The organism is Arthrobacter sp. 2MCAF15 (genome assembly GCF_052115605.1).
Taxonomy (GTDB): Bacteria; Actinomycetota; Actinomycetes; order Actinomycetales; family Micrococcaceae; genus Arthrobacter.
Map to the genome: position 1 here is coordinate 187,804 of NZ_JBFRGZ010000002.1, position 25,339 is coordinate 213,142.

General features: G+C 62.7%; 35 protein-coding genes. 31 read left to right on the plus strand and 4 right to left on the minus strand.

Annotated features, from left to right (window positions below):
• Nucleotides 1-173: 173 nt before the first annotated feature.
• From rpsL to AB4089_RS03030, 5 genes are all read left to right on the plus strand, one after another.
• Nucleotides 174-548 (plus strand): 30S ribosomal protein S12, encoded by a 375-nt coding sequence (gene rpsL / locus AB4089_RS03010; protein WP_018773658.1) that lies wholly within the window; start codon nucleotides 174-176, stop codon nucleotides 546-548.
• A 1-nt stretch (nucleotide 549) separates the two neighbouring features.
• Nucleotides 550-1,020, plus strand: coding sequence for a 30S ribosomal protein S7 (gene rpsG / locus AB4089_RS03015; RefSeq protein ID WP_011692813.1), 471 nt, complete (start codon nucleotides 550-552; stop codon nucleotides 1,018-1,020).
• Nucleotides 1,021-1,089: 69 nt separating this feature from the next.
• On the plus strand, nucleotides 1,090-3,204 hold the full coding sequence (fusA, locus tag AB4089_RS03020) for an elongation factor G (protein ID WP_441407836.1): 2,115 nt from the start codon (nucleotides 1,090-1,092) through the stop codon (nucleotides 3,202-3,204).
• A 265-nt stretch (nucleotides 3,205-3,469) separates the two neighbouring features.
• Nucleotides 3,470-4,660, plus strand: coding sequence for an elongation factor Tu (gene tuf / locus AB4089_RS03025; RefSeq protein WP_441407837.1), 1,191 nt, complete (start codon nucleotides 3,470-3,472; stop codon nucleotides 4,658-4,660).
• 131 nt (nucleotides 4,661-4,791) lie between these two features.
• Complete coding sequence (locus tag AB4089_RS03030) at nucleotides 4,792-4,917, plus strand: hypothetical protein (protein ID WP_441407838.1); 126 nt, start codon at nucleotides 4,792-4,794, stop codon at nucleotides 4,915-4,917.
• Nucleotides 4,918-4,934: 17 nt separating this feature from the next.
• On the opposite strand, the gene AB4089_RS03035 is transcribed toward AB4089_RS03030, so the two are convergent.
• The gene (locus AB4089_RS03035; protein ID WP_441407839.1) at nucleotides 4,935-6,359 is read right to left on the minus strand and encodes a GH1 family beta-glucosidase; all 1,425 of its coding nucleotides are present in this window, start codon (nucleotides 6,357-6,359) and stop codon (nucleotides 4,935-4,937) included.
• 406 nt (nucleotides 6,360-6,765) lie between these two features.
• On the opposite strand from AB4089_RS03035, the gene rpsJ reads away from it, so the two are divergent.
• The 23 genes from rpsJ to map all read left to right on the plus strand — a co-directional run bounded on the left by rpsJ (nucleotide 6,766) and on the right by map (nucleotide 19,999).
• Nucleotides 6,766-7,074, plus strand: a complete 309-nt coding sequence (rpsJ, locus tag AB4089_RS03040) for a 30S ribosomal protein S10 (RefSeq protein WP_003803825.1) — start codon at nucleotides 6,766-6,768, stop codon at nucleotides 7,072-7,074.
• 17 nt (nucleotides 7,075-7,091) lie between these two features.
• Nucleotides 7,092-7,742, plus strand: coding sequence for a 50S ribosomal protein L3 (gene rplC / locus AB4089_RS03045; RefSeq protein WP_003803812.1), 651 nt, complete (start codon nucleotides 7,092-7,094; stop codon nucleotides 7,740-7,742).
• A 4-nt stretch (nucleotides 7,743-7,746) separates the two neighbouring features.
• Nucleotides 7,747-8,367, plus strand: coding sequence for a 50S ribosomal protein L4 (gene rplD / locus AB4089_RS03050; protein ID WP_026537568.1), 621 nt, complete (start codon nucleotides 7,747-7,749; stop codon nucleotides 8,365-8,367).
• On the plus strand, nucleotides 8,364-8,669 hold the full coding sequence (rplW, locus tag AB4089_RS03055; RefSeq protein ID WP_018773664.1) for a 50S ribosomal protein L23: 306 nt from the start codon (nucleotides 8,364-8,366) through the stop codon (nucleotides 8,667-8,669). The genes rplD and rplW overlap by 4 nt, the downstream gene beginning before the upstream one ends.
• A 29-nt stretch (nucleotides 8,670-8,698) precedes the next feature.
• The gene (rplB, locus tag AB4089_RS03060; protein WP_390203585.1) at nucleotides 8,699-9,538 is read left to right on the plus strand and encodes a 50S ribosomal protein L2; all 840 of its coding nucleotides are present in this window, start codon (nucleotides 8,699-8,701) and stop codon (nucleotides 9,536-9,538) included.
• 12 nt (nucleotides 9,539-9,550) lie between these two features.
• On the plus strand, nucleotides 9,551-9,832 hold the full coding sequence (rpsS, locus tag AB4089_RS03065) for a 30S ribosomal protein S19 (protein WP_018773666.1): 282 nt from the start codon (nucleotides 9,551-9,553) through the stop codon (nucleotides 9,830-9,832).
• 38 nt (nucleotides 9,833-9,870) lie between these two features.
• Complete coding sequence (rplV, locus tag AB4089_RS03070) at nucleotides 9,871-10,236, plus strand: 50S ribosomal protein L22 (protein WP_003803798.1); 366 nt, start codon at nucleotides 9,871-9,873, stop codon at nucleotides 10,234-10,236.
• Nucleotides 10,237-11,070: a 30S ribosomal protein S3 gene (rpsC, locus tag AB4089_RS03075; RefSeq protein ID WP_441407840.1), complete on the plus strand. Its 834-nt coding sequence runs from the start codon at nucleotides 10,237-10,239 to the stop codon at nucleotides 11,068-11,070. It abuts the gene before it with no gap.
• On the plus strand, nucleotides 11,071-11,487 hold the full coding sequence (rplP, locus tag AB4089_RS03080) for a 50S ribosomal protein L16 (RefSeq protein ID WP_018773668.1): 417 nt from the start codon (nucleotides 11,071-11,073) through the stop codon (nucleotides 11,485-11,487).
• Between the two features lie 2 nt (nucleotides 11,488-11,489).
• Nucleotides 11,490-11,819 (plus strand): 50S ribosomal protein L29, encoded by a 330-nt coding sequence (gene rpmC / locus AB4089_RS03085; protein ID WP_066436863.1) that lies wholly within the window; start codon nucleotides 11,490-11,492, stop codon nucleotides 11,817-11,819.
• Nucleotides 11,816-12,127 (plus strand): 30S ribosomal protein S17, encoded by a 312-nt coding sequence (rpsQ, locus tag AB4089_RS03090; RefSeq protein ID WP_441407841.1) that lies wholly within the window; start codon nucleotides 11,816-11,818, stop codon nucleotides 12,125-12,127. The genes rpmC and rpsQ overlap by 4 nt, the downstream gene beginning before the upstream one ends.
• Before the next feature lie 583 nt (nucleotides 12,128-12,710).
• On the plus strand, nucleotides 12,711-13,079 hold the full coding sequence (gene rplN / locus AB4089_RS03095) for a 50S ribosomal protein L14 (RefSeq protein ID WP_003803789.1): 369 nt from the start codon (nucleotides 12,711-12,713) through the stop codon (nucleotides 13,077-13,079).
• A 3-nt stretch (nucleotides 13,080-13,082) separates the two neighbouring features.
• Nucleotides 13,083-13,442 (plus strand): 50S ribosomal protein L24, encoded by a 360-nt coding sequence (gene rplX / locus AB4089_RS03100; protein ID WP_024366125.1) that lies wholly within the window; start codon nucleotides 13,083-13,085, stop codon nucleotides 13,440-13,442.
• Nucleotides 13,442-14,023, plus strand: coding sequence for a 50S ribosomal protein L5 (rplE, locus tag AB4089_RS03105; protein ID WP_018773672.1), 582 nt, complete (start codon nucleotides 13,442-13,444; stop codon nucleotides 14,021-14,023). The genes rplX and rplE overlap by 1 nt, the downstream gene beginning before the upstream one ends.
• Nucleotides 14,024-14,117: 94 nt before the next feature.
• Nucleotides 14,118-14,516: a 30S ribosomal protein S8 gene (gene rpsH, locus AB4089_RS03110; RefSeq protein WP_441407842.1), complete on the plus strand. Its 399-nt coding sequence runs from the start codon at nucleotides 14,118-14,120 to the stop codon at nucleotides 14,514-14,516.
• Between the two features lie 18 nt (nucleotides 14,517-14,534).
• Nucleotides 14,535-15,071, plus strand: coding sequence for a 50S ribosomal protein L6 (rplF, locus tag AB4089_RS03115; RefSeq protein WP_011692797.1), 537 nt, complete (start codon nucleotides 14,535-14,537; stop codon nucleotides 15,069-15,071).
• A 2-nt stretch (nucleotides 15,072-15,073) separates the two neighbouring features.
• Nucleotides 15,074-15,457 (plus strand): 50S ribosomal protein L18, encoded by a 384-nt coding sequence (rplR, locus tag AB4089_RS03120; protein WP_018773674.1) that lies wholly within the window; start codon nucleotides 15,074-15,076, stop codon nucleotides 15,455-15,457.
• Nucleotides 15,458-15,483: 26 nt separating this feature from the next.
• Nucleotides 15,484-16,164: a 30S ribosomal protein S5 gene (rpsE, locus tag AB4089_RS03125; RefSeq protein WP_377985280.1), complete on the plus strand. Its 681-nt coding sequence runs from the start codon at nucleotides 15,484-15,486 to the stop codon at nucleotides 16,162-16,164.
• A 3-nt stretch (nucleotides 16,165-16,167) separates the two neighbouring features.
• Nucleotides 16,168-16,374, plus strand: a complete 207-nt coding sequence (gene rpmD, locus AB4089_RS03130) for a 50S ribosomal protein L30 (RefSeq protein ID WP_160664304.1) — start codon at nucleotides 16,168-16,170, stop codon at nucleotides 16,372-16,374.
• A complete protein-coding gene (gene rplO, locus AB4089_RS03135) occupies nucleotides 16,375-16,866 on the plus strand; it encodes a 50S ribosomal protein L15 (protein WP_441407843.1) in 492 nt (163 codons plus the stop codon).
• Nucleotides 16,867-17,053: 187 nt separating this feature from the next.
• Nucleotides 17,054-18,364 (plus strand): preprotein translocase subunit SecY, encoded by a 1,311-nt coding sequence (gene secY / locus AB4089_RS03140; RefSeq protein ID WP_441407844.1) that lies wholly within the window; start codon nucleotides 17,054-17,056, stop codon nucleotides 18,362-18,364.
• Between the two features lie 5 nt (nucleotides 18,365-18,369).
• Complete coding sequence (locus AB4089_RS03145) at nucleotides 18,370-18,939, plus strand: adenylate kinase (protein WP_441407845.1); 570 nt, start codon at nucleotides 18,370-18,372, stop codon at nucleotides 18,937-18,939.
• Nucleotides 18,940-19,171: 232 nt separating this feature from the next.
• Nucleotides 19,172-19,999, plus strand: a complete 828-nt coding sequence (map, locus tag AB4089_RS03150; RefSeq protein ID WP_441407846.1) for a type I methionyl aminopeptidase — start codon at nucleotides 19,172-19,174, stop codon at nucleotides 19,997-19,999.
• Nucleotides 20,000-20,102: 103 nt separating this feature from the next.
• Here the strand turns inward: map and AB4089_RS03155 are convergent, their stop codons facing one another.
• The 3 genes from AB4089_RS03155 to AB4089_RS03165 form a co-directional block, all read right to left on the minus strand.
• Nucleotides 20,103-21,449 carry an ABC transporter substrate-binding protein gene (locus AB4089_RS03155; RefSeq protein ID WP_441407847.1) on the minus strand — a complete coding sequence of 449 codons (1,347 nt, stop codon included), beginning with the start codon at nucleotides 21,447-21,449 and terminating at the stop codon, nucleotides 20,103-20,105.
• An 88-nt stretch (nucleotides 21,450-21,537) separates the two neighbouring features.
• Nucleotides 21,538-22,404, minus strand: a complete 867-nt coding sequence (locus tag AB4089_RS03160; protein WP_441407938.1) for a carbohydrate ABC transporter permease — start codon at nucleotides 22,402-22,404, stop codon at nucleotides 21,538-21,540.
• A 74-nt stretch (nucleotides 22,405-22,478) separates the two neighbouring features.
• Nucleotides 22,479-23,429, minus strand: coding sequence for a carbohydrate ABC transporter permease (locus AB4089_RS03165; protein WP_441407848.1), 951 nt, complete (start codon nucleotides 23,427-23,429; stop codon nucleotides 22,479-22,481).
• Nucleotides 23,430-23,658: 229 nt separating this feature from the next.
• On the opposite strand from AB4089_RS03165, the gene AB4089_RS03170 reads away from it, so the two are divergent.
• The 3 genes from AB4089_RS03170 to rpmJ all read left to right on the plus strand — a co-directional run bounded on the left by AB4089_RS03170 (nucleotide 23,659) and on the right by rpmJ (nucleotide 25,208).
• On the plus strand, nucleotides 23,659-24,615 hold the full coding sequence (locus AB4089_RS03170) for a P1 family peptidase (RefSeq protein ID WP_441407849.1): 957 nt from the start codon (nucleotides 23,659-23,661) through the stop codon (nucleotides 24,613-24,615).
• A gap of 188 nt (nucleotides 24,616-24,803) precedes the next feature.
• A complete protein-coding gene (gene infA, locus AB4089_RS03175) occupies nucleotides 24,804-25,025 on the plus strand; it encodes a translation initiation factor IF-1 (protein WP_009358723.1) in 222 nt (73 codons plus the stop codon).
• Between the two features lie 69 nt (nucleotides 25,026-25,094).
• Entirely contained in the window at nucleotides 25,095-25,208 is a 114-nt protein-coding gene (gene rpmJ, locus AB4089_RS03180; protein WP_009358722.1) for a 50S ribosomal protein L36, read from the plus strand.
• Nucleotides 25,209-25,339 lie beyond the last annotated feature (131 nt).

The window sequence follows — 25,339 nt, forward strand, 5'->3', positions numbered from 1 at the left end:
TTCGCATGCCTAGGGGCAGTTCGGGTCGAAAGTCCTTGGACCCCGGCGTGCGGTCCGACTATTAAGGCTTCGCCTCAGCTGCTCTGGAGAGAACTTCAAAGCTCGGGCGGCGAGGCGCAGCGACAAGAGAGCGGCCGCCAACGGCCGCTCCGGATAAAACGGAGAACACGAGAGTGCCTACGATTAACCAGCTGGTCCGCAAGGGCCGCACGCCGAAGGTCAAAAAGACCAAGGCCCCCGCGCTTAACGGCAGCCCCATGCGCCGCGGTGTCTGCACCCGCGTGTACACGACGACCCCGAAGAAGCCGAACTCGGCTCTGCGTAAGGTTGCTCGCGTGCGCCTCAACGGTGGCATTGAAGTCACCGCTTACATCCCCGGTGTAGGCCACAACCTGCAGGAGCACTCCATTGTGCTCGTTCGCGGCGGCCGCGTGAAGGACCTTCCGGGTGTCCGCTACAAGATCGTCCGTGGCGCCCTCGATACCCAGGGTGTCAAGAACCGTAAGCAGGCTCGCAGCCGCTACGGCGCAAAGATGGAGAAGAAGTAATATGCCTCGCAAGGGTCCGGCCCCCAAGCGGCCGCTAGTTCTAGATCCCGTTTACGGCTCCCCGCTGGTCACCCAGCTCATCAACAAGGTGCTGGTTGACGGCAAGAAGTCCACCGCAGAGCGCATCGTTTACGGTGCACTCGAGGGTGCTCGCGCCAAGTCCGGCGGCGACCCCGTTGCAGCCCTCAAGAAGGCCATGGAGAACGTCAAGCCTTCGCTTGAGGTCCGCTCCCGCCGCGTTGGTGGCGCCACCTACCAGGTTCCCGTTGAGGTCAAGCCGGGCCGTTCCACGGCCCTCGCCCTCCGCTGGCTGGTTGGCTACTCCAAGGCCCGCCGCGAAAAGACCATGACCGAGCGCCTCCAGAACGAAATCCTGGATGCCTCGAACGGTCTCGGTGCCGCTGTGAAGCGTCGCGAAGACACCCACAAGATGGCCGAGTCCAACAAGGCCTTCGCACACTACCGCTGGTAATACTTCCCGGACGCCGCCGGCTCGAAAGAGCCGGCGGCGAACGTGCAGTCCATCCGAAAGGGAGACACCGTGGCACAGGACGTGCTTACCGACCTTAGCAAGGTCCGCAACATCGGCATCATGGCCCACATCGATGCCGGCAAGACCACTACTACCGAGCGCATCCTGTTCTACACGGGTGTGAACCACAAGATCGGCGAAACGCACGACGGCGCTTCGACGACTGACTGGATGGAACAGGAAAAGGAACGCGGCATCACCATCACGTCTGCCGCCGTGACCTGCTTCTGGGAAAACAACCAGATCAACATCATCGACACCCCCGGCCACGTTGACTTCACGGTCGAGGTTGAGCGCTCCCTGCGCGTCCTCGACGGCGCTGTCGCCGTGTTCGACGGCAAGGAAGGCGTTGAGCCGCAGTCCGAGACTGTTTGGCGCCAGGCCGACAAGTACAACGTTCCGCGCATCTGCTTCGTCAACAAGATGGACAAGCTCGGCGCTGACTTCTACTTCACCGTCGACACCATCATCAGCCGCCTCGGTGCCAAGCCGCTCGTCATGCAGCTGCCGATCGGCGCCGAGAACGACTTCATCGGCGTCGTCGACCTCCTGTACATGCGTTCGCTGGTTTGGCCTGGCGACTCCAAGGGTGACGTCACCATGGGTGCCAAGTACGAGATCCGCGAGATCCCGGCTGACCTCCAGGCGAAGGCCGAAGAGTACCGCGCAACTCTCGTTGAGACTGTTGCCGAGGCCTCTGAGGAACTCATGGAGAAGTACCTCGAGGGCGAAGAGATCAGCATCGATGAGCTCAAGGCCGGCATCCGCAAGATGACGATCAACTCTGAGCTGTACCCGGTCTTCTGTGGTTCCGCGTTCAAGAACCGCGGCGTCCAGCCGATGCTCGACGCCGTCGTGGACTACCTGCCGAACCCGCTCGACGTCCCGCCGATGATCGGTCACGATCCCCGCGACGAAGAGAAGGAACTCACCCGCAAGCCGTCCTCTGAAGAGCCCTTCTCCGCACTGGCCTTCAAGATCGCCGCGCACCCGTTCTTCGGTCAGCTCACCTTCATCCGCGTGTACTCCGGTCACGTGGAAGCAGGCTCGCAGGTGGTCAACTCCACCAAGGGCAAGAAGGAGCGCATCGGCAAGCTGTTCCAGATGCACGCCAACAAGGAAATGCCCGTCGAGGGCGCTACCGCCGGCCACATCTACGCAGCGATCGGTCTGAAGGACACCACCACGGGCGACACCCTGTGCGATCCGTCCAACCAGATCGTCCTCGAGTCCATGAGCTTCCCGGAGCCCGTGATCTCGGTTGCGATCGAGCCGAACACGAAGGGTGACCAGGAGAAGCTCTCCACGGCCATCCAGAAGCTCTCCGCTGAGGACCCGACCTTCCAGGTCTCCCTCAACGAGGACACCGGCCAGACCATCATCGCCGGCATGGGCGAGCTCCACCTGGACATCCTGGTGGACCGCATGCGCCGCGAATTCAAGGTTGAGGCGAACGTTGGCAAGCCGCAGGTTGCTTACCGCGAGACCATCAAGCGTGCTGTAGAGCGTCACGACTACACGCACAAGAAGCAGACCGGTGGTTCCGGCCAGTTCGCAAAGATCCAGATCGCGATCGAGCCGCTGGACACTGCGGAAGGCGAGCTGTACGAGTTCGAGAACAAGGTCACTGGTGGCCGCGTTCCGCGCGAATACATCCCGTCCGTCGACGCCGGCATCCAGGATGCGCTCAACGACGGCGTCCTGGCCGGTTACCCGGTTGTCGGCATCAAGGCGACGCTGATTGACGGCGCTTACCACGATGTTGACTCCTCGGAAATGGCGTTCAAGATCGCCGGCCGTATGGCTTTCAAGGAAGCCGCACGCAAGGCGAACCCTGTTCTGCTCGAACCGCTGATGGATGTCGAGGTCCGCACCCCTGAGGAATACATGGGTGAAGTTATCGGTGACCTCAACTCCCGCCGTGGCCAGATGCAGTCCATGGAGGATGCCCAGGGCGTCAAGGTTATTCGCGCGCACGTCCCGCTGTCCGGCATGTTCGGCTACATCGGTGACCTGCGGTCGAAGACCCAGGGCCGCGCTGTGTACTCCATGACGTTCAACAGCTACGCCGAGGTCCCGAAGGCAGTTGCCGACGAGATCATCCAGAAGAACCGCGGCGAGTAGTCCCTAGGACGCTTCGCAGCAACGAAAACTCGGATGGGCTTCCGCCAGCGGAGATTCATCTGGTGCAGGCGGCCGGACTCCGGTCAGCTGTAGTCCGGCCAGGCCGGAGTGCGGCCGTCTGCACGAACAGGCTCTAGGCACTAGCATTAGTACCTGAATCTGCAATTTCACCAATCCAAAGCCCCCCAAGTAGACTTACTGGAGTTTCTGTCGCGACAAGCGCGGCCGAAGGGTAAGTCATTTGAAAACGTTCTAGGAGGAACCTGTGGCAAAGGCAAAGTTCGAGCGGACTAAGCCGCACGTTAACATCGGTACCATTGGTCACGTTGACCACGGTAAGACGACGCTGACGGCCGCCATTTCCAAGGTGCTGTACGACAAGTACCCGACTCTCAACGAGAAGCGTGACTTCGCGTCGATTGACTCTGCTCCCGAAGAGCGTCAGCGCGGCATTACCATCAACATCTCCCACGTTGAGTACCAGACCGAGAAGCGCCACTACGCACACGTAGACGCTCCGGGTCACGCTGACTACATCAAGAACATGATCACCGGCGCTGCTCAGATGGACGGTGCAATCCTCGTGGTTGCCGCCACTGACGGCCCGATGGCACAGACCCGTGAGCACGTTCTGCTCGCCCGCCAGGTTGGCGTTCCCTACCTGCTGGTCGCGCTGAACAAGGCTGACATGGTCGATGACGAAGAGCTCCTCGACCTCGTCGAAATGGAAGTTCGTGAGCTGCTCAGCTCGCAGGGCTTCGACGGCGACGAGGCTCCCGTTGTTCGCGTTTCCGGCCTGAAGGCCCTCGAAGGCGACCCCGTCTGGGTCAAGTCCGTTGAGGACCTCATGGCAGCAGTCGACGAGTCCGTTCCGGACCCGGTACGCGACCGCGACAAGCCCTTCCTGATGCCGATCGAAGACGTCTTCACGATCACCGGCCGTGGCACCGTTGTTACGGGCCGCGCCGAGCGTGGAACCCTCGCGATCAACTCCGAGGTCGAGATCGTCGGCATCCGCCCGGTCCAGAAGACCACGGTTACCGGTATCGAGATGTTCCACAAGCAGCTCGACGAAGCATGGGCCGGCGAGAACTGTGGCCTCCTGCTCCGCGGTCTGAAGCGCGACGATGTCGAGCGTGGCCAGGTTGTCGTCAAGCCGGGTTCCATCACCCCGCACACCGACTTCGAGGCTAACGTCTACATCCTCTCCAAGGACGAAGGCGGGCGTCACAACCCGTTCTACTCCAACTACCGCCCGCAGTTCTACTTCCGCACCACGGACGTAACCGGCGTTATCACCCTGCCGGAAGGCACGGAAATGGTTATGCCCGGCGACAACACTGAGATGACCGTTGCGCTCATCCAGCCGATCGCAATGGAAGATGGCCTCGGCTTCGCTATCCGCGAAGGCGGCCGCACCGTTGGTTCGGGACGCGTCACCAAGATCATCAAGTAGTACTTGCTGATCATGGTTATCCTGGCCGGTTGACGGTCACGGAAAACTAAGAGAACAGCCCCGCTGCACACGCAGCGGGGCTGTTCTTTTTAAGTTCCTGATACCTTTACAGGAGGGGAAAGGAGCTCACCATGGGCTGGTTCATTTTTCTGCTCATCGTCGTCGCGGCAGTCGTCGCGTTCTTTTGGGCGAAGCGGCACTTCCGCCAGGAGATCGAGCGCGCCAAGCGCATCAACCGGGCGAACCGCAACCAATAACCCGGCGGGGGAGGAACTCAGGCGCGCCGGGCCCGCGCAAGCGCCTGGTACCAGTAGTACGAGTCCTTGGGCGTGCGCTGGAGCGTCTTGAAATCCACATGCACCAGTCCGAAGCGCTGTGAGTAGCCCGCCGCCCATTCAAAGTTGTCCATGAGCGTCCAGACGTAATAGCCGAGCAGGTCAACGTCGTGGGCTATTCCCCCGGGTGAGGTGGCGTCCACCGCCTGGGCCAGGTGCGCGGCGAGGTAGCTGATCCGTCCGGCGTCGGGGATGGGGCCGGTGACGTGGTCCGGTTCGGGGAAGCTCGCTCCGCTCTCGGTGATGTAGAGCGGCGGCAGGGCCTCGCCGTACCTGTCCTTTAACTCCCGGAGCAGGATCCCCAAATGGTCCGGGGCGACCGGCCAGCCGAATCCGGTGCGCTCGTACTCCGGGAACGCGGCGAGATGGAACGGGATCTTCAGCAACTCCTCCACGGTTCCCGAGGGGGTGTTGACGCCGCGCCCCGTGGCCACCTTCACGGGGTAGTAGTAGTTCAGGCCATAGAAATCCAGCGGCTGGTGGATCGTGGCCAGGTCCGCATCGGAGACGCTCCCCAGGGACCGGAACCACGGCCGGGCGATCAGCGGCGGCTTGGGAAAGCGGCCCAGGAGGATCGGGTCCGCGTAGAGACGGTTCAGCACGAGGTCAAACACCCTGGCCAGCAGCCGGTCCGTCAGCGACCCGGATGCCGGCCGGACGGGGGAATGAAGGTTCGTCACGCCGACGCCGCCATGGACCCCCGCCGCCCGCAGGGCCTGCACCGCGAGGCCATGGCCCAGGAGCTGATGGCGCACCGAGGGCAGGGCGTCGAACAGCAGGCCGCGGCCGGGGGCATGGATGTCCATGGCGTACCCGTTGAGCGTGACCGAGGCCGGTTCGTTCAGCGTCACCCACTGCGCGACGCGGTCGCCGAAGCGTTGTCCGGCGGCCGCACAGTACTCGGCGAACCGCTCCGCCGTCGAACGGTTCATCCAGCCGCCCCGGTGCTCGAGGGGGAGCGGGGTGTCCCAATGGTAGAGGGTGGCCATGGGGGAGATGCCGGCGGCGAGCAGCCGGTCGATCAGGCGGTCATAGAAGTCCAGGCCCGCGGCGTTGAACCGGCCGGTGCCCGCAGGCTGGACCCGCGGCCACGAGATCGAGAAGCGGTAGGAGTCGATTCCGAGCTCGCGCATGAGCCCGACGTCTTCGGCCGCCCGGTTGTAGTGGTCGCAGGCGACGGCGGGGGAGTGGCCGTGCAGGATGTTCCCCGGCTTCTCGGCAAAGGCATCCCACCCGGAGGGCCCGCGGCCGCCGGCCGCGAGGGCGCCCTCGATCTGGAAGGCCGCGGAGGCAACTCCCAGGGTGAACCCGGGGCTCAGGCGTGCGGCGAGGGCCTGAACTGCTACAGAGTCCTGCAGAGTCATGCCCCTATCATCCATTCGACGGCGGTTCAGGACAACGACCCAAGGTCAGCTGCCTGCAGTGATTGCACTGCTGTGCAGCGCCCTGATTCGCTTCTGCCCATAAAATCCGGCATACTAGATGAGTTGTTCAAGCGCTCTTTCGCGTCCCGATCCGGATAATGCCGGGTGCCAGGGTCCAGGTAAGAGACCAAACATAACCCACTCCCCACGGAATTGCGGACGAGTACGTGTGAAAACGTGCGACACGCCCGACCGCGGGGGTCGGTTACGCCGGCAGGTTGAGGAACCCGGATCTTTCCGGATTCAGCTTGTGCGGCGGGTGGTAGTCACGACTTCAAATGCCTCGGCAGCCACATACAACAGGTAAGTAAACAGAGCAGCATTTACTGAAAGAGAGTCAGGCGACATGGCGGGACAAAAAATCCGCATCCGGCTGAAGTCATACGACCACGAGGTCATTGACGTTTCAGCACGGAAGATCGTTGAGACGGTCACGCGCGCAGGCGCAACGGTAGTCGGCCCCGTGCCGCTGCCGACGGAGAAGAACGTTTACTGCGTTATCCGCTCTCCGCACAAGTACAAGGACAGCCGCGAGCACTTTGAAATGCGCACGCACAAGCGTCTGATCGACATCATCGACCCCACGCCCAAGGCTGTTGACTCGCTTATGCGTCTCGACCTGCCGGCCGACGTGAACATCGAAATCAAGCTGTAGGGAGGTGCTGAGAGACTATGACCGCAACCCGTAACGTAAAGGGCCTGCTGGGCACGAAGCTCGGCATGACCCAGGTCTGGGACGAGAACAACAAGCTCATCCCCGTCACTGTGGTCCAGGCTGACTCGAACGTCATCACGCAGCTGCGCAATGCAGAAACTGATGGCTATGTCGCCGTTCAGATCGGCTACGGCCAGATCGATCCCCGCAAGGTCACCAAGCCGCTGGCTGGTCACTTTGAAAAGGCAGGCGTCACGCCTCGCCGCCACGTCGTAGAACTGCGCACTGCAGATGCTGACTCTTACGAGCTGGGCCAGGAGCTCTCCGTTGAGCTCTTCGAAGCCGGCCAGAAGATCGACGTCGTTGGCACCACCAAGGGTAAGGGCTTCGCCGGTGTTATGAAGCGTCACGGCTTCCACGGCGTTGGAGCTTCCCACGGTGCCCACAAGAACCACCGTAAGCCCGGTTCAATCGGTGGCGCATCCACCCCGAGCCGCGTCTTCAAGGGCATGAAAATGGCCGGCCGCATGGGCGCCGTTCGTCACACCACGCTGAACCTCACGGTCCACGCGGTTGACGTCGAGAAGTCGCTGCTCCTTATCAAGGGCGCCGTTCCCGGTGCCCGCGGCCAGGTCGTACTCGTACGCACCGCCGTGAAGGGAGCCTAGTTCAATGACTAGCACTGTCAAGGTTGACCTGCCTGCAGAGATCTTCGACGTACAGACCAACGTGCCGCTGCTGCACCAGGTCGTCGTTGCCCAGCTCGCTGCTGCTCGCCAGGGTACCCACAAGACCAAGACCCGCGCCGAGGTTTCCGGTGCAGGTCGCAAGCCGTTCAAGCAGAAGGGCACCGGCCGCGCCCGTCAGGGTTCCATCCGTGCTCCTCACATGACCGGTGGTGGCGTTGTCCACGGCCCCACGCCGCGTGACTACAGCCAGCGCACCCCCAAGAAGATGATTGCTGCTGCACTGCGCGGCGCACTCTCGGACCGCGCCCGCAACGGCCGCGTCCACGTCGTTGCTGACCTGGTTGCCGGCTCCAAGCCGTCCTCCAAAGAAGCACTGGCAACCCTGCGCGGAGTTTCCGAGCGCAAGAACCTGCTCGTTGTCATTGAGCGCGCCAACGACGTTGCTGCACTGTCCGTGCGCAACCTCGAGGAAGTTCACGTTCTGTACGCAGACCAGCTGAACACCTACGACGTGCTCGTTTCCGACGACGTAGTCTTCACCAAGGCTGCCTACGAAGCATTCGTTGCTGACAAGGTTGCAAAGAACGAGGAGGATGCCAAGTGAGTGCAGCCACCATCAAGGACCCGCGCGACGTCGTGCTTGCACCCGTTGTCTCGGAAAAGAGCTACGGCCTGATCGATGAGGGCAAGTACACCTTCCTGGTGGACCCCCGTTCGAACAAGACCGAGATCAAACTGGCCGTGGAGAAGATTTTCTCCGTCAAGGTCGAATCGATCAACACCATCAACCGTGCCGGTAAGCGCAAGCGCACCAAATTCGGCTGGGGTACCCGCAAGAACACCAAGCGTGCCATTGTGAGCCTCAAAGAAGGCACTATCGACATCTTCGGCGGTCCGCTTTCATAGCGGAGACCACTTTAACGAGGAAATAAATTATGGGAATCCGTAAATACAAGCCGACTACCCCGGGCCGTCGTGGCTCGAGCGTAGCGGACTTCACTGAAATCACGCGGTCGACGCCGGAAAAGTCGTTGGTACGTCCCCTCCCGAAAAAGGGTGGCCGTAACAACTCCGGTAAGATCACGACCCGTCACAAGGGTGGTGGACACAAGCGCCAGTACCGTCTGATCGACTTCCGTCGCCACGACAAGGACGGCGTCAACGCCCGCGTTGCCGAAATCGAGTACGACCCGAACCGCACGGCTCGGATCGCCCTCCTGCACTACGTTGATGGCACCAAGCGTTACATCATCGCCCCGAACAAGCTGTCCCAGGGCGACTTCGTAGAGGCCGGCGCCGACGCTGACATCAAGCCCGGCAACAACCTTCCGCTGCGCAACATCCCGGTCGGTACCGTAATCCACGCAGTCGAACTGCGTCCGGGTGGCGGCGCCAAGATGGGCCGCTCCGCCGGCGCATCGATCCAGCTCGTTGCAAAGGAAGGCCGTTTCGCCCAGCTGCGTCTGCCTTCCGGCGAAATCCGCAACGTTGACGTGCGCTGCCGCGCAACCGTCGGCGAGGTCGGCAACGCCGAGCAGTCGAACATCAACTGGGGCAAGGCTGGCCGAATGCGCTGGAAGGGCGTTCGCCCGACCGTCCGTGGTGTCGCCATGAACCCGGTCGATCACCCGCACGGTGGTGGCGAGGGCAAGACGTCCGGTGGACGTAACCCCGTCAACCCGAACGGTAAGCGCGAAGGCCGCACCCGCCGTCCCAACAAAGAGAGCGACAAGCTTATTGTTCGTCGCCGTCGTACTGGCAAGAACAAGCGATAGGAGCCTGGACACATGCCACGCAGCCTGAAAAAAGGTCCTTTCGTTGACCAGCACCTCTTTGTGAAGGTAGCCAGGGAAAACGAAAAGGGCACCAAGAACGTCATCAAGACCTGGTCCCGCCGCTCGATGATCGTCCCCGACATGCTCGGCCACACGATCGCCGTACACGACGGACGCAAGCACATCCCCGTGTTTGTCACTGAGTCGATGGTCGGGCACAAGCTCGGCGAATTCGCTCCCACGCGGACATTCCGCGGCCATGTCAAGGACGACCGTAAGGGCAAGCGCCGCTAGGCGCCTGCACTTACGTCAAAGACGAGAGAAGGAAAGCAATGGAAGCCAAGGCAATTGCGCGTCACATCCGCGTAACGCCTATGAAGGCCCGGCGCGTCGTCAACCTTGTTCGTGGTAAGCAAGCGAATGAGGCTCTGGCAATTCTGAAGTTTGCCCCGCAGGCAGCTTCGGAGCCGGTATTCAAGGTAGTTCAGTCGGCAATCTCCAACGCTCGGGTCCTCGCGGACCGCGACGGCGTGGCGTTTGACGAAGGTGACCTCATCATCAGCGAAGCGTTTGTTGATGAAGGCCCGACCATGAAGCGGTTCCAGCCGCGAGCCCAGGGTCGTGCATTTCAGATCAAGAAGCGCACGAGCCACATCACCGTGGTAGTCGCTACCCCGGAGAAAGAGGAGGCTCGCTAAGTGGGACAGAAAGTTAACCCGCACGGGTTCCGACTCGGCATCACCACCGATCACGTATCGCACTGGTTTGCTGACAGCACCAAGGCCGGCCAGCGGTACAAGGACTTCGTTCGCGAAGACATCCGTATCCGCCAGCTCATGTCCACGGGCATGGAGCGCGCCGGTATCGCCAAGGTCGAAATCGAGCGCACCCGCGACCGTGTCCGTGTGGATATCCACACGGCACGTCCGGGCATCGTCATCGGCCGCCGCGGCGCTGAAGCAGACCGCATCCGCGGCGAGCTCGAGAAGCTCACGGGCAAGCAGGTACAGCTGAACATCCTCGAGGTCAAGAACCCCGAGATGGAAGCCCAGCTTGTTGCCCAGGGCGTTGCAGAGCAGCTGACTTCCCGCGTGGCGTTCCGCCGTGCGATGAAGAAGGCCATGCAGTCCGCACAGCGTGCCGGTGCCAAGGGCATCCGGATCGCTTGCTCGGGTCGACTGGGCGGCGCAGAAATGTCCCGCTCGGAGTTCTACCGCGAAGGCCGTGTGCCCCTGCACACCCTGCGCGCGAACATCGACTACGGCTTCTACGAGGCCAAGACCACCTTCGGCCGCATCGGCGTGAAGGTTTGGATCTACAAGGGCGACGTCACTGCCAAGGAACTGGCTCAGCAGGCAGCTGCTGCTCCGTCCCGTGGCCGTGCCGGCGACCGCCCGGGCCGCCCGGGTGGCGCCGACCGTGGTGACCGCCGCCGTCGTCCCGACCGCCCCGCAGCTGAGGCAGCCCCGGCTGCCGCCGAAGCTCCGGCAGTTGAGGCTGCACCTGCTGCAGTAGAAGGAGGACAGGCTTAAATGCTTATCCCACGTCGAGTCAAGCACCGTAAGCAGCACCACCCGGGTCGTTCCGGCGCTGCTACGGGCGGCACCCAGGTCTCCTTCGGTGAGTGGGGCATCCAGGCTCTGAGCCCGGCCTACGTCACGAACCGTCAGATCGAATCTGCCCGTATCGCGATGACCCGCCACATCAAGCGTGGCGGAAAGGTCTGGATCAACATTTACCCGGACCGTCCGCTGACGAAGAAGCCTGCTGAAACCCGCATGGGTTCCGGTAAGGGTTCTCCGGAATGGTGGGTCTCAAACGTCAAGCCGGGCCGGGTTCTCTTCGAACTCTCCGGTGTCAGTGAAGAGGTAGCTCGCGAGGCCCTGCGCCTGGCAATCCACAAGCTGCCGTTGAAGGCACGCATTGTGCGTCGCGAAGGTGGTGAGTAGAAATGGCAGTAGGATCCAAGGAACTTGCATCCGCACAGCTGGACGGTTTCGACAACGAGCGTCTCGTTGAAGAACTCCGCAAGGCCAAGGAAGAGCTGTTCAACCTGCGTTTCCAGTCCGCCACCGGTCAGCTGGAGAACCACGGTCGTCTGCGCGCGGTAAAGAAGGACATCGCCCGCATCTACACCGTTCTCCGTGAGCGCGAGCTGGGCATTCGTGCCGAGGTTGCCGCACCGGTTGTGGAAGCCAAGGAAGAGAAGAAGTCCAAGAAGGCTGCAACCAAGAAGGCCGAAAAGGCTGAAACGGTTGAGACCGAGGAGGATGCCAAGTGACTGAAAAGAAGGACGAGAACGTGACGGAAACTGTTTCCGACGCAGCCAAGGCTGACGAGCGCGGTTACCGTAAGACGAAGCGCGGCTACGTCGTCTCGGACAAGATGGAAAAGACCATCACTGTCCAGGTCGAAGACCGCGTGAAGCACGCCCTCTACGGCAAGGTCATCCGCCGCAACGCCAAGATCAAGGCTCACGACGAAGAGAACAGCGCCGGCATCGGCGACCTCGTGCTCCTCGCCGAGACCCGCCCGCTGTCCGCTACCAAGCGGTGGCGCCTGGTCGAGATCCTCGAAAAGGCCAAGTAGCACCTGCAGCTTTGCTGCGTGTTGATACAGCAGAAGCCCTCGTTCCCCTCTGGGGGAGCGGGGGCTTCCGCGTTGCCTGGGGCTGACCAGAGTGGCGGTACCGGCGGCGGCGTCACGCTGGGCAGGCTATGAGGAGGCGTACGACGCCGTCTGGGCGGGTTTCCGGGGGCCACCCGCGGCCCGGTGGGCCCAAAGACTGTCCTGCGTGACGCCGTCGGGCGCTGGCGGACGGCCGCAGCGCCAGGGTCTGGCGTGCCGGCGCCATAGACGGGCCCGGCCGGCGTGTGCCGGCGGCAAGGCTGTGATATGGGGATACGCCCAAAACGTGCTAAGATTTTGAGTTTGTATGGCGCTTTTTGCGCGCCGTCATCAACCTCGTAAACAATCGTGCCACGGCATAGTGCCCCCTTGCGCCCCGACTCGTCGAGAACCGCCTGGGAAGCAAATGTTTTTGGCACGGGCGTTTAGGCCTGGTCTGGCAAAATCCAGGCAGGTCAAGAGACACCCCGATCAACCGTTCCGCAAGGCTCATCCCGTAGGAAAAATTTCGGTCTGAGAACCAGCGCGACGCAAGGAGTAAATAGTGATTCAGCAGGAGTCGCGACTCAAGGTCGCCGACAACACGGGTGCTAAGGAAATCCTTACCATTCGCGTTCTCGGTGGATCTGGCCGTCGCTACGCAGGCATTGGCGACGTAATCGTCGCTACCGTCAAGGACGCAATTCCGGGCGGCAACGTAAAGAAGGGCGACGTCGTCAAGGCTGTCATCGTCCGTACCAAGAAGGAACGCCGCCGTGCGGATGGTTCCTACATCAAGTTTGACGAGAACGCAGCCGTCATCCTGAAGAACGACGGTGACCCCCGCGGTACCCGTATCTTCGGACCGGTTGGTCGTGAACTTCGCGACAAGAAGTTCATGAAGATCGTTTCTCTGGCTCCGGAGGTGCTCTAGTCCATGGCTAAGATCAAAAAGGGTGACCTCGTTCAGGTCATCACTGGCGCCAAGGCTGAGCGCGGCGGCGACAAGGGCAAGCAGGGCAAGGTTCTGCGCGTCTTCCCCGAGACCAACCGCGTGTTGGTCGAAGGCATTAACCGCGTAACCAAGCACACCAAGGTCGGTCAGTCGCAGCGCGGCACCAAGACCGGTGGCATCGAGGTCGTCGAGGCTTCAATCCACATCTCCAACGTGGCTCTGGTTGACCCGTCCACCAAGAAGCCCACCCGCGTCGGTTTCCGCACCGAGACCGTTGAGCGCGATGGCGTGAAGCGCGAAGTGCGCGTCCGCGTGGCCAAGAGCTCAGGGAAGGACATCTAATGACTGAGACTCTCGAGACTCCGGCAAGCAAGATCGTTCCTCGTCTGAAGACCAAGTACGCCGATTCCATCAAGAACACGCTGACTGAGGAATTCAAGTACCAGAACGTCAACCAGGTTCCCCGCCTGGTCAAGGTCGTTGTGAACATGGGTGTTGGAGATGCCGCCAAGGACTCCAAGCTGATCGACGGCGCTGTCCGCGATCTGACCCTGATCACCGGCCAGAAGCCGCAGGTCACCAAGGCACGCAAGTCGATCGCTCAGTTCAAGCTGCGCGAAGGCATGCCGATTGGTGCACACGCAACCCTGCGTGGAGACCGCATGTGGGAATTCCTGGACCGTCTGGTCACGCTGGCCCTGCCGCGTATCCGCGACTTCCGTGGCCTCAGCGGCAAGCAGTTCGATGGCAACGGCAACTACACCTTCGGTCTGACCGAGCAGGTTATGTTCCACGAGATCGACCAGGATTCCATTGACCGCGTTCGCGGTATGGACATCACCGTCGTGACCACTGCCAAGACCGACGACGAAGGCCGCGCGCTGCTCAAGGCGCTTGGCTTCCCGTTCAAGACCGAAGACTAATCTAGCTACGTAAAAGGTCCGTCCGCGCTGGTCCCGAATTCTGTTCGGAAATGCAGCACGGCGGAAACCGTTATGAGGAAGGGCAAGAGCCCACATGACAATGACAGATCCCGTCGCAGACATGCTTACGCGTCTGCGCAACGCTAACTCGGCATACCACGACTCCGTGACCATGCCGTACAGCAAGCTCAAGGCACGCGTTGCCGACATCCTGAAGGCTGAAGGTTTCATTGCCTCCTGGAAAGAAGAAGACGCTGAGGTTGGCAAGAAGCTGACCCTCGAGCTCAAGTTCGGTCCGAACCGCGAGCGTTCAATCGCTGGCGTTCGTCGTATTTCCAAGCCGGGACTGCGCGTTTACGCAAAGTCCACCAACCTGCCGCACGTGCTCGGTGGCCTGGGTGTCGCAATCCTGTCCACCTCTTCCGGCCTCTTGACTGACAAGCAGGCCGGCAAGAAGGGCGTGGGCGGCGAAGTCCTCGCTTACGTCTGGTAACGGGAAAGGAAGAGAATAATGTCACGTATTGGACGTCTCCCCATCACCGTTCCTGCCGGCGTTGAGGTCAAGGTTGACGGCTCTGTCGTCAGCGTCAAGGGTTCCAAAGGCGAGCTGAGCCACACTGTGGCCAGCCCGATCGAGGTTTCCCTGGAAGATGGCACCCTGACTGTCGCCCGCCCGAACGACGAGCGCGCCTCACGTTCGCTGCACGGCCTGACCCGCACCCTGATCGCCAACATGATCCAGGGTGTCACCGCAGGCTACGAGAAGAAGCTTGAGATTGTCGGTACCGGTTACCGCGTCCAGGCCAAGGGTTCTGACCTGGAGTTCGCTCTGGGCTACAGCCACCCGGTTAACGTCTCGGCACCGAACGGCATCACCTTTGCAGTTGAGACCCCGACCAAGCTCTCTGTTTCAGGCATCTCCAAGCAGCAGGTCGGCGAGGTTGCTGCCAACATTCGCAAGCTGCGGAAGCCGGACCCCTACAAGGGCAAGGGCATCCGTTACGCAGGCGAAGTCATCCGCCGCAAGGTCGGAAAGGCTGGTAAGTAACCATGGCGATCGCAATTAACAAGAAGCGTACGAACAAGAGCAAGTCTGCCCAGCGCAGCCGCCGCCAGCTTCGTATCCGCAAGCGCATCTCCGGTACGGCTGTACGCCCTCGTCTGGTCGTCAACCGCTCCGCACGTCACGTATTCGTCCAGGTTGTCGATGACACCAAGGGCCTGACCGTGGCAAGCGCCTCCACATTGGAAGCCGACCTTCGTGCATTCGACGGTGACAAGACCGCCAAGGCCAAGCGCGTTGGCGAACTGGTCGCCGAGCGTGCCAAGGCTGCCGGTATCGAAGCAGTTGTCTTCGACCGCGGTGGTAACAAGTACCACGGCCGGATCGCCGCCGTCGCTGACGGCGCACGTGAAGGTGGGCTGGCACTGTGACCGAAAATAACGAAAAGGACATTCAGGTGACTGAAGCTGTAGCTGCTCCGGCAACTGAGACCGCTGCGCCTGCTACCACCGACGACCGCCGTGGTGGCGCCCGTCGTGGCGAGCGTGGCGACCGCGGCCAGGGCCGTGGCGACCGTGGCGGCCGTGGTGGCCGTGACGGCGGCCGCGAAGCCGAGAAGAGCCAGTTCGTAGAGCGCGTTGTAACCATCAACCGCGTTTCCAAGGTCGTCAAGGGTGGTCGTCGCTTCAGCTTCACCGCTCTCGTCGTCGTCGGTGACGGCAACGGCATGGTCGGCGTTGGCTACGGCAAGGCTAAGGAAGTTCCTGCCGCTATCGCGAAGGGCGTTGAAGAGGCCAAGAAGTCCTTCTTCCGCGTTCCCCGCATCGGCAACACCATCCCGCACCGCGTTCAGGGTGAGGCCGCCGCAGGCGTCGTCATGCTGCGTCCGGCTTCCGCCGGTACCGGTGTTATCGCCGGTGGCCCGGTCCGTGCAGTACTGGAGTGCGTGGGCATCCACGACATCCTCTCCAAGTCGCTCGGTTCCTCCAACGCCATCAACATCGTTCACGCGACCGTTGATGCCCTGAAGCGCCTCGAAGAGCCGGCAGCAGTGGCAGCACGCCGCGGCCTCCCGCTCGACGAGATCGCTCCGCCGGCAATGGTGAAGGCTCTCCTGAACCAGAAGGCAGGTGTCTGAGTCATGGCTAAGAACGTGCTTGTTTCCGACGCTCAGTTGGAGATCACTCAGATCAAGTCCGCCATTGGCGGCAAGCAGAACCAGCGCGACACCCTTCGGTCCCTCGGCCTGAAGCGGATCGGACACACCGTTGTCCGCACCGCCGACGCCGTGACCGTTGGAATGCTCAACACGGTTCCGCACCTGGTAAAGGTAGAGGAGGCGAAGTAAATGGCAGAGAAGAACACCGCCGAAAAGGCACAGGGCGCCGCTGAGAAGCAGAACGCACTGAAGGTTCACCACCTGCGTCCCGCCCCGGGTGCCAAGACCGCCAAGACCCGTGTTGGTCGTGGTGAAGGTTCCAAGGGTAAGACCGCTGGTCGCGGTACCAAGGGTACGAAGGCCCGCTACCAGATCAAGGCTGGCTTTGCCGGCGGCCAGCTGCCGCTGCACATGCGCCTGCCGAAGCTGCGCGGCTTCAAGAACCCGTTCCGGGTCGAGTACCAGGTTGTAAACCTGGACCGGCTCAACGAGCTGTTCCCGGAAGGTGGCGCAGTCACCGTGGAGAACCTGGTCGAAAAGGGTGCCGTTCGCAAGAACCAGCCCGTCAAGGTGCTGGGCACCGGCGACATCACCGTCAAGGTTGACGTCACCGTCCACGCATTCTCGGCCAGCGCCGCAGAAAAGATTGCCGCAGCAGGCGGAAGCACCACTGCCCTCTAACGAGGCGGCGGGGCAGTTGCCCGTTGTTGAAACTCCCGGTATCAGGGGCTCAGGCCCCCGGTGCCGGGAGTTTTTTTTATTTTCCGGGCCCCGCCGATTGTTCGCCGCACGCATCCACCGGTTAGACTCGGTTGTTGGGTTTATTTGACCTATCTCACACGACTTTACTTATTACTCAGGAGGACGCTTGCTTAGCGCATTTGGCCGGGCCTTTCGCACGCCTGATCTGCGACGCAAGTTGTTGTTCACGCTGGGAATCATCACAATCTTCCGCTTGGGTGCCTTCATCCCCTCGCCGGGTGTGAGCTACCAGAATGTCCAGCAATGCTTGCAGAACGGTCAGACCTCGGGCGGCATCTACCAGCTCGTCAACCTGTTCAGCGGCGGTGCATTGCTGCAGGTCTCCATCTTTGCCCTCGGCATCATGCCGTACATCACCGCCAGCATCATCGTCCAGCTGCTCCGGGTGGTCATTCCCCGCTTCCAGCAGCTGTATGAGGAGGGCGCATCCGGGCAGTCGAAGCTGACCCAGTACACGCGCTACCTCACGATCGCCCTCGGCCTGCTCAACGCCACCACGCTGGTGTCGCTGGCACGCTCCGGGCAGCTGCTGCCTAACTGCCAGCTGCCGATCATTCCGGACAGCTCGATCGTCACCACGGTCCTGATCATCATCACGCTCACGGCCGGCACCGGCCTGATCATGTGGATGGGCGAGCTCGTGACGGAGAAGGGCGTCGGCAACGGCATGTCCCTGCTGATCTTCACGTCCATCGCGGCAGGCTTCCCCGGCTCGCTCGGTGCGATCTGGAAGGCCCAGGGTCCCGGGACCTTCTTCCTGGTCCTGATCATCGGCCTGCTCACCGTGGGCCTTGTGGTCTTCGTGGAGCAGTCCCAGCGCCGGATCCCGGTGCAGTACGCCAAGCGCATGATCGGCCGCCGCACTGTCGGCGGAACCAGCACGTACATCCCCATCAAGGTGAACATGGCCGGCGTCGTGCCCGTCATCTTCGCCTCCTCCATGCTGTACCTGCCGGGGCTGATCTCACAGTTCAACCAGCCCAAGGCCGGCGAGCCGATGCAGCCCTGGGTTGAGTGGATCAACAACAACCTGACCAAGGGTGACCACCCGATCTATATGGCACTGTATTTCGCCATGATTGTGTTTTTCACCTACTTCTATGTTGCGATTACTTTCAACCCTGAAGAGGTCTCGGACAACATGAAGAAGTACGGCGGCTTCATTCCGGGCATCCGCGCCGGCAAGCCGACGGCGGACTATCTTCAGTACGTCCTATCCCGGATCACCCTGCCCGGAGCCTTCTACCTCGGCTTCGTGGCACTGATCCCGCTGGTTGCACTCGTCCTGATCAACGCGAACCAGAACTTCCCGTTCGGCGGCACCTCGATCCTGATCATGGTGGGCGTCGGTCTGGAGACCGTGAAGCAGATTGATGCGCAACTACAGCAACGTCACTACGAAGGGCTTTTGCGATGACGAGAATGTTGATTATCGGACCTCCCGGCTCCGGCAAGGGAACGCAGGCGGAACGCATTTCGGAGCGCCTCGGCGTCGTTGCGATTTCCACCGGCGACATCTTCCGCGCCAACGTCAAGGGTGAGACTCCGCTCGGCGTCGAAGCCAAGAAGTACATGGATGCCGGCGACTTCGTCCCGGACAGCGTCACCAACAAAATGGTGCGCGACCGCCTCAGCGAGGACGACGTCGAAAACGGCTTCCTGCTCGACGGCTACCCCCGCACCACCGCGCAGGTGGACTACCTCGATGCGATCCTCGCCGACGCCGACCAGAAGCTCGACGTCGTCCTGCAGCTCACCGCGGACGACGAAGAACTGGTCACGCGCCTCCTGGGCCGTGCCAAGGAAACTGGCCGCAGCGACGACAACGAAGGTGTTATCCGTCACCGGCTGGACCTGTACCACGAGCAGACCGAACCCGTTGTGGCCAAGTACGCCGATCGCGGCATCCTGACCCAGGTGGACGGCATCGGCGCCATCGACGACGTCACCGAGCGCGTCATGGAAGCGATCAAGTCGGCCCAGACCGCCTGAGTCATTCCGGCCAAGGCAGTCTTACCGACGCACTTCTGAAGGGCGCGTTCCGTACCATCGTGTACGGGACGCGCCCTTCGCTGTTGGGTGGCGTTGGCTTTCCTGGCGGCGGCCCGTTCGGGTCTGCTGTGCCAGTGCGGGAGAATAGAGCATGAAGACGTGGGTTGAAAGCCCATGGTGGAGGCCCGGGTTGAAGTGCGCCCGGTCCGCGAGAGAAGATTCTGAGGTTCAGATGGCATTCGGCCAGGCACGCATTGAATACAAGACCAACGCCCAGATGCGCACGATGCACGAGGCCGGGCTTGTCCTGAGCCGGGCACTGGATGCGGCCGTTGCCGCGGCGGCCCCGGGCGTCACCACGGCCCGGCTGGACGAGGTCTTCGCCGCTGTGCTGCAGGACGCCGGCGCCAAGTCCAACTTCCTTGGCTACCACGGGTTCCCGGCGACAATCTGCACCTCGGTGAACGAGGAAGTTGTCCACGGCATCCCCGGCGGCCGGGTACTGCAGGACGGCGACATCATCTCGATCGACGGCGGCGCGATCGTGGACGGCTGGCATTCCGACTCGGCGCGGACCGTGATTGTCGGAACCGCCGATCCCGAGGACGTGCGCCTGTCCGACGTCACCGAGGAGGCCATGTGGCGGGGCATCGCGGCCCTGGCCACCGGCAAATTCGTGGGCGACGTCGGCAACGCGGTGGACGACTATGTCTCCTCCGTACCCGRCAAGCCGCTGGGCATCCTGGAGGACTACGTGGGCCACGGTATCGGCTCCGAGATGCACATGGCCCCGGACGTGCTGAATTACCGCACCAGCCACCGCGGGCCGAAGATCCGCCCGGGGCTGTGCCTTGCCATCGAGCCCATGCTGGTCCGCGGCAGCATCGACACCGCGATCCTCGAGGACGACTGGACCGTTGTCACCACGGACGGCAAGCGCTCCTGCCAGTGGGAGCACTCCGTCGCCGTGCATGAGAAGGGCATCTGGGTCCTTTCCGCGCCCGACGGCGGAGCGGCGAAACTTGCGCCGCTCGGCGTCGTGCCCGTCCCGATTCCCTAGCCCCCGCCCCACGGCGACTCGCAGGTTTTCCGGCGACACGCAAAATCCCTGGCGACACCGGAATTCCGGTAGCGCCAGGGATTTTGTGTGTCGCAGGCGAAAGCTAGCTCTTCAGCTTCGGCTTCACGTCCTTGGTGTAGATCCCCTCCAGCGTGGCCTTGAGCCCCGTCATGGTGGCCTTGACGTCGCCCTGCTGGGTAAGGATCGCCGCGGCGGCCTTGGCCATCTCCTGGTCCGCGCCGGGCAGGAACACGCGGGCGTTGTCCTGGACGCGGGTCACGGCGAGCTGGTCCATGGCGGTCTTGATCTGCGGGGTCTTGGCCAGTACGGCGCCCATGTCAGCGGACACGCGGGTGGGCATGTAACCGGTGGCCGCGGAGAACGCCGCCGTGTTTTCCGGTTCCGTCATGAACTTCAGGAACGTGGCGGCCGCCAGCTGGACTTCCTTGCTCACACCGCTGGGAATACCGAGCCCTGCTCCACCCGTGGGGCAGACACCGGTCTCCGACTTCGGGCCGCCGGGGAGGTAGCCGACGCCGACGTTGAACTTCGCGGACTTCAGGACACCGAGCAGCGATCCGGTCGAGGAGATGGTGGTCGACGTGATGCCGGCGGCGAAGTCGTCCGCGGCTTCCTTGGAGGACACCCCGGCCCACTTGTCCTTGTAGATCGAATCCTGGACCCACTGCAGGGCCGCGACCGACTCGGCGGAATCGCAGGTGAAGTTCCACCCGTCCGACCAGCTGCCGCCCCATCCCCACAGATTGTTCTGCAGGGTCCAGCCCGCGTAGCCGGCCAGCGCCGGGTACATGTAGGCGTACTCGGCCCCGGAGCTGGCCTTGAGCTTGGGCGCCCATTCGCCGAACTCCTGCCAGGTCTTGGGGGCGCGGTCCGGCAGCCCCGCCGCCTTGAAGTGGAACTTGTTGTAGTAGAACAGCGGCGTGGAGCGGCCATAGGGGAGGGCCCACTGCTTGTTGGCGTACTGGTAGTCCGCCACGAGTGACTTCTGGAAATCGTCCACCTTGATCTCGAGCTGCTTGATCAGGCCGTCGAGCGGAATGATGTTGCCGTTGGTGAAGTAGCGGAACCACCAGACATCGGAGAGGACCACCAATCCGGGAAGGGCCGACTTCGCGGCCTGGGAGGTCTGGAACTTCTGCGCGATTTCCTCGTAGTTGGCTCCCGCGGTCACGAGGTTGACCTTGATGTCGGGGAACTTGGCGTGGAACTTCTCGATCACCGACTGCTCCACGTCCTGGGATTTCCCGGGGTGGTTCGTCCAGAAATCGAACTGCCCGGCGGCCTTGACGCCGCTGAAGTCGATGTCGGCGGCGCCGGTGGCGGCGGCCGTCCCGGCGGTCGACGGACCGCCGCACGCGGCCAGGGTAGCTGCTCCTGCGCTGGCGCCGGCCAGGCCCAGGAAATGCCTGCGGTCAAGATTGATTGCCACGATGGATCCTCTCAAAGGTATGAAATTCGTTGGTTCTGATGACGGAGGTGATGGACGGGAACTGAACGGGGCCAGCGCAGGGGCAGACTCAGCCCGTGACGCTGCCCTGGGTGAGGCCGGCCACGATGTAGCGCTGCAGCGCGGCGAAGACGAGCAGGATGGGGACGATCACGAGGACGGCGCCGGCCATCAGGATGCCCCAGCCGGAGCCATTGCCCTCGGAGTTCTGCAGCAGGGTCAGGCCGACTGGAAGGGTCATGGTTTCGGGCCGGTCGGTGATGATGAGCGGCCAGATGTAGTCGTTCCACTCGCTGACCACTGTCACCAGGGCGACGGTGGCGATGGAGGGAACGGAGACCGGCACCACGACTTGCCAGAGCCGGCGCCAGTGGCCCGCGCCGTCGATTTCGGCCGCCTCGAGGATGGAACCGGGCAGAGTCCTGAAGTGCTGGCGGAGCAGGAACGTGCCGAAGGCGGTGCCCAGTCCCGGGAGGATGATTCCCCACAGGGTGTTCTTGCCGCCCATCCCGGCGATCAGGATGTAGTTGGGCAGGATGGACACCTGCGGCGGGACCATGAGGGCTACGAGGATCAGCACGAAGATGGCGTTCTTGAACGGGAAGCGGACAAACACGAGGGCGTAGGCCGTCAGGACGGCCAGGATCACCTTGACGGTGGAACCCACCGCCGTGACGATCAGGCTGTTCAGGAAGAACTGGCCGAACGGCACCGTGGTCATGGCCGTCCTGTAGTTCTCCAGGTTCGCACCCTCCGGGAGGAGCTTCAGGTCCATGGTGATGATCTCGCCCGGCTGCTTGAAGGAGCTCAGGAGCATCCACAACAGGGGCAGGAACACCACCAAGGTGGCGAGAACCAGCGGGACGTAGCCGCCGGCGATCGTCTGGACCAGGTTGGTGCGCGAGAACGGAGCAGGGCGCCGGGGCGGCACTTCCAGACCGGAGCCCGGGGCGCCGTCGGAAGGGGGAGTGCCCGTGACGCCGGGACCGGGACTGACGGGCAAGAGCGTGCTCACGAGTAGTGCACCTTCCGTTCGACGAACCGCAACTGGAGGACGGTGATGATGAGCAGGATTGCGAAAAGGACCACGGAGATGGCGGCTGAGTAGCCGGCCCGGTTGAAGGCACCGAACGCCTGCAGGTAGGCCTCGTAGATCAGGGTGCTGGTGCCGTTGCCCAGCGGCGTCATGATCCGGATCAGGTCAAAGGCCTGCAGCGAGCTCAGCATGGTCGTGATGAGCAGGAAGAACGTGGTGGGCGAAAGCAGGGGCAGGGACATGTTCAGGAAGCGGCGGAAGCCGTTTGCCCCGTCCAGGGAGGCCGCTTCCATGACGTCCTGCGGCAGGGACTGAAGGCCGGCAAGGTAGACCACGGCGCAGTAGCCGAGGTTCTTCCAGATGTAGACGACGATCACCATGACCAGGGACAGCTGGGGATCGTTGATCCACTGCGGGCTGGCCTGGCCGATGCCGCGCAGCAGCCATGCCAGGACTCCATACCCGGGGTCGAAGATGAAAAGCCAGACGAGGCCGACGCCGACGCCGCTCAGTACGTAGGGCGCGAACACCGCCGAGCGGGCAAATGTGGTGCCGCGGACTTTGGAATTCAACGCCAGGGCCACCAGAAGGCCCAGCACCATGGACCCGCCGACCGTGACCACGGTGAAGACGGCGGTGGTTCCAAGGACCTTGGCGGCGTCGGGGCTGGTGAAGAACGTGGCGTAGTTGCCCAGGCCCACGACGGTGGCGGAATCGGAACCGAGGGTCCAGTCCAGCGTGGAGTAGTAGATGTTGTTGATCAGCGGCAGGTAGGTGAACACCGCGATCAGCGCGAGGTTGGGCAGGGCGAGGGCCAGGAAGACGAAGAAGTCCCTGCGGGTTCGGCCCGACCAGCGGGGCCGCTGCGGGTGGGCGGTGCGGGCGTGGGCGACGGCGGTCGGCCGGTCAGCCAGTTGTCTTGTCATTCGGGTCTCTAACGGATCCGGGCCGGCCAAGGGCAGGCGGATTGGTGGGGGTACAGGGGTGGGGGTACAGACAGGGGGTCCAGACACACTTCACCACAGGCCAGAGGCGTGAAATCCCGCATCTGGGCCGTCCCGGGAATTGTTGCGGGAGGCTTCTGCGGCCGTTCACAGCAAGTTCGCCGAAGGATTCCATAACGTTTGTTTTGCGGGGGGAGCGCACAATGGAGCCATGACAGCAACAGGGGCGATCACCGACGTCGCCGGGATCCGGGTAGGGCACGTGCAGAAGACAGGCGACGGCTGGCTGAGCGGGGTGACGGTCATTCTTCCGCCACCCGGCACGGTGGGCTCCGTCGACGTCCGCGGCGGCGGCCCCGCAACGCACGAGACGGACTCGCTGGATCCCACCACGTTGTCCTCGAACGTGGACGCCGTAGTCCTGACCGGGGGGAGCGCCTACGGCCTGGCAACGGCGGGCGGGGCCATGCGCTGGTGTGAGGAGAACGGCCGAGGGTTCGCCGTCCCGGGCGGCCTCGTTCCGATCGTTCCCGCGGCCGCAATCTTCGACCTGGGCCGCGGCGGCGACTTCGCGGCCCGCCCCGGCGAGGAGATGGGCTACGCGGCCACAGTGGATGCCGCGTCCCGCCAGGAAGGGCACGACGTCGAACGCGGCAACGTCGGCGCCGGCACGGGAGCAGCGATCGGCCGGGGCACCTACAAGGGGGGAGTGGGCACAGCCTCCCTCACCCTGGACAACGGGGTAACAGTTGGCGCCATTGCAGTGGTCAACGCGCTGGGGCTGCCTTTTGGCACATCGGGCGAACCAGAAACAGGAGCGAGCACGCGGAGGGTTTCGGATTTGCCGCCCTTGAACACCACTCTGGTCGTCGTAGCGACTAATGCCGTCATGGACACAGCAGACTGCAAGCGCACGGCCTCGGCCGCCCACGCCGGACTGGCCCGGGCCCTGAACCCCAGCCACACCCTTGCCGACGGCGACACCGTGTTCGCACTGGCGACGGGCGTCGTCGCGCTTGACCGCAGCACCCCGATGGCCCGGCAGATAAGCCTCATTACGCTGCAGAGCGCAGCCGCCGACGTCGTCCGGCTGGCCATCCTCGACGGGATCGCACAGGCGGAGGCGGTGACGACGGCGGCAGGGACGCTAGGTGCGTACGGACGCTGAGTGCGCTACGATGGCTGGATTTAACTCTCGATTTAACAATCCCGCCGCAATGGCGTAGTGTTGTCTGTTGGTTGTCTGCCCCGTTGTGCCCTTTTGTGGTCGGGTGGCACCAACCAACCAATCAAAAACGTCCGCGGTCATGACCGGTGCAAACCGGGAGGCTGCGGCAACAACAGTTAGCGGAGGGTATGGCCAAGAAGGACGGGGTCATTGAGATCGAGGGCGTTGTGACCGAGGCGCTGCCTAACGCGATGTTTCGCGTTGAGCTCACCAACAAGCACATCGTTCTGGCACACATCTCTGGAAAGATGCGCCAGCACTACATCAGGATCCTCCCCGAGGACCGCGTAGTGGTGGAGCTGAGCCCTTACGACCTGACACGTGGTCGTATCGTCTACCGCTACAAGTAAACACTGGGCGGCCAGGGCAATAGCCAAGGGCCGGTCCAGCTGACCAACTGCAACACGCAAAGGAACGCCATGAAGGTCAAGCCGAGCGTCAAGCAGATCTGCGAAAAGTGCAAAGTGATCCGCCGTAATGGCCGGGTCATGGTGATCTGCGAGAACCCGCGCCACAAGCAGCGCCAGGGCTAATTTCCTTCACGGGAAATCCTGGGTTGCTAACCCACGCAAGTAAATAAAGGCAGCACAAGCTGAATTGGGACGTATGGGCCCGGACAGCTAACCCCTGGTCGGAGGCTGGGGCCGCACTGAAAGTGCGGGTG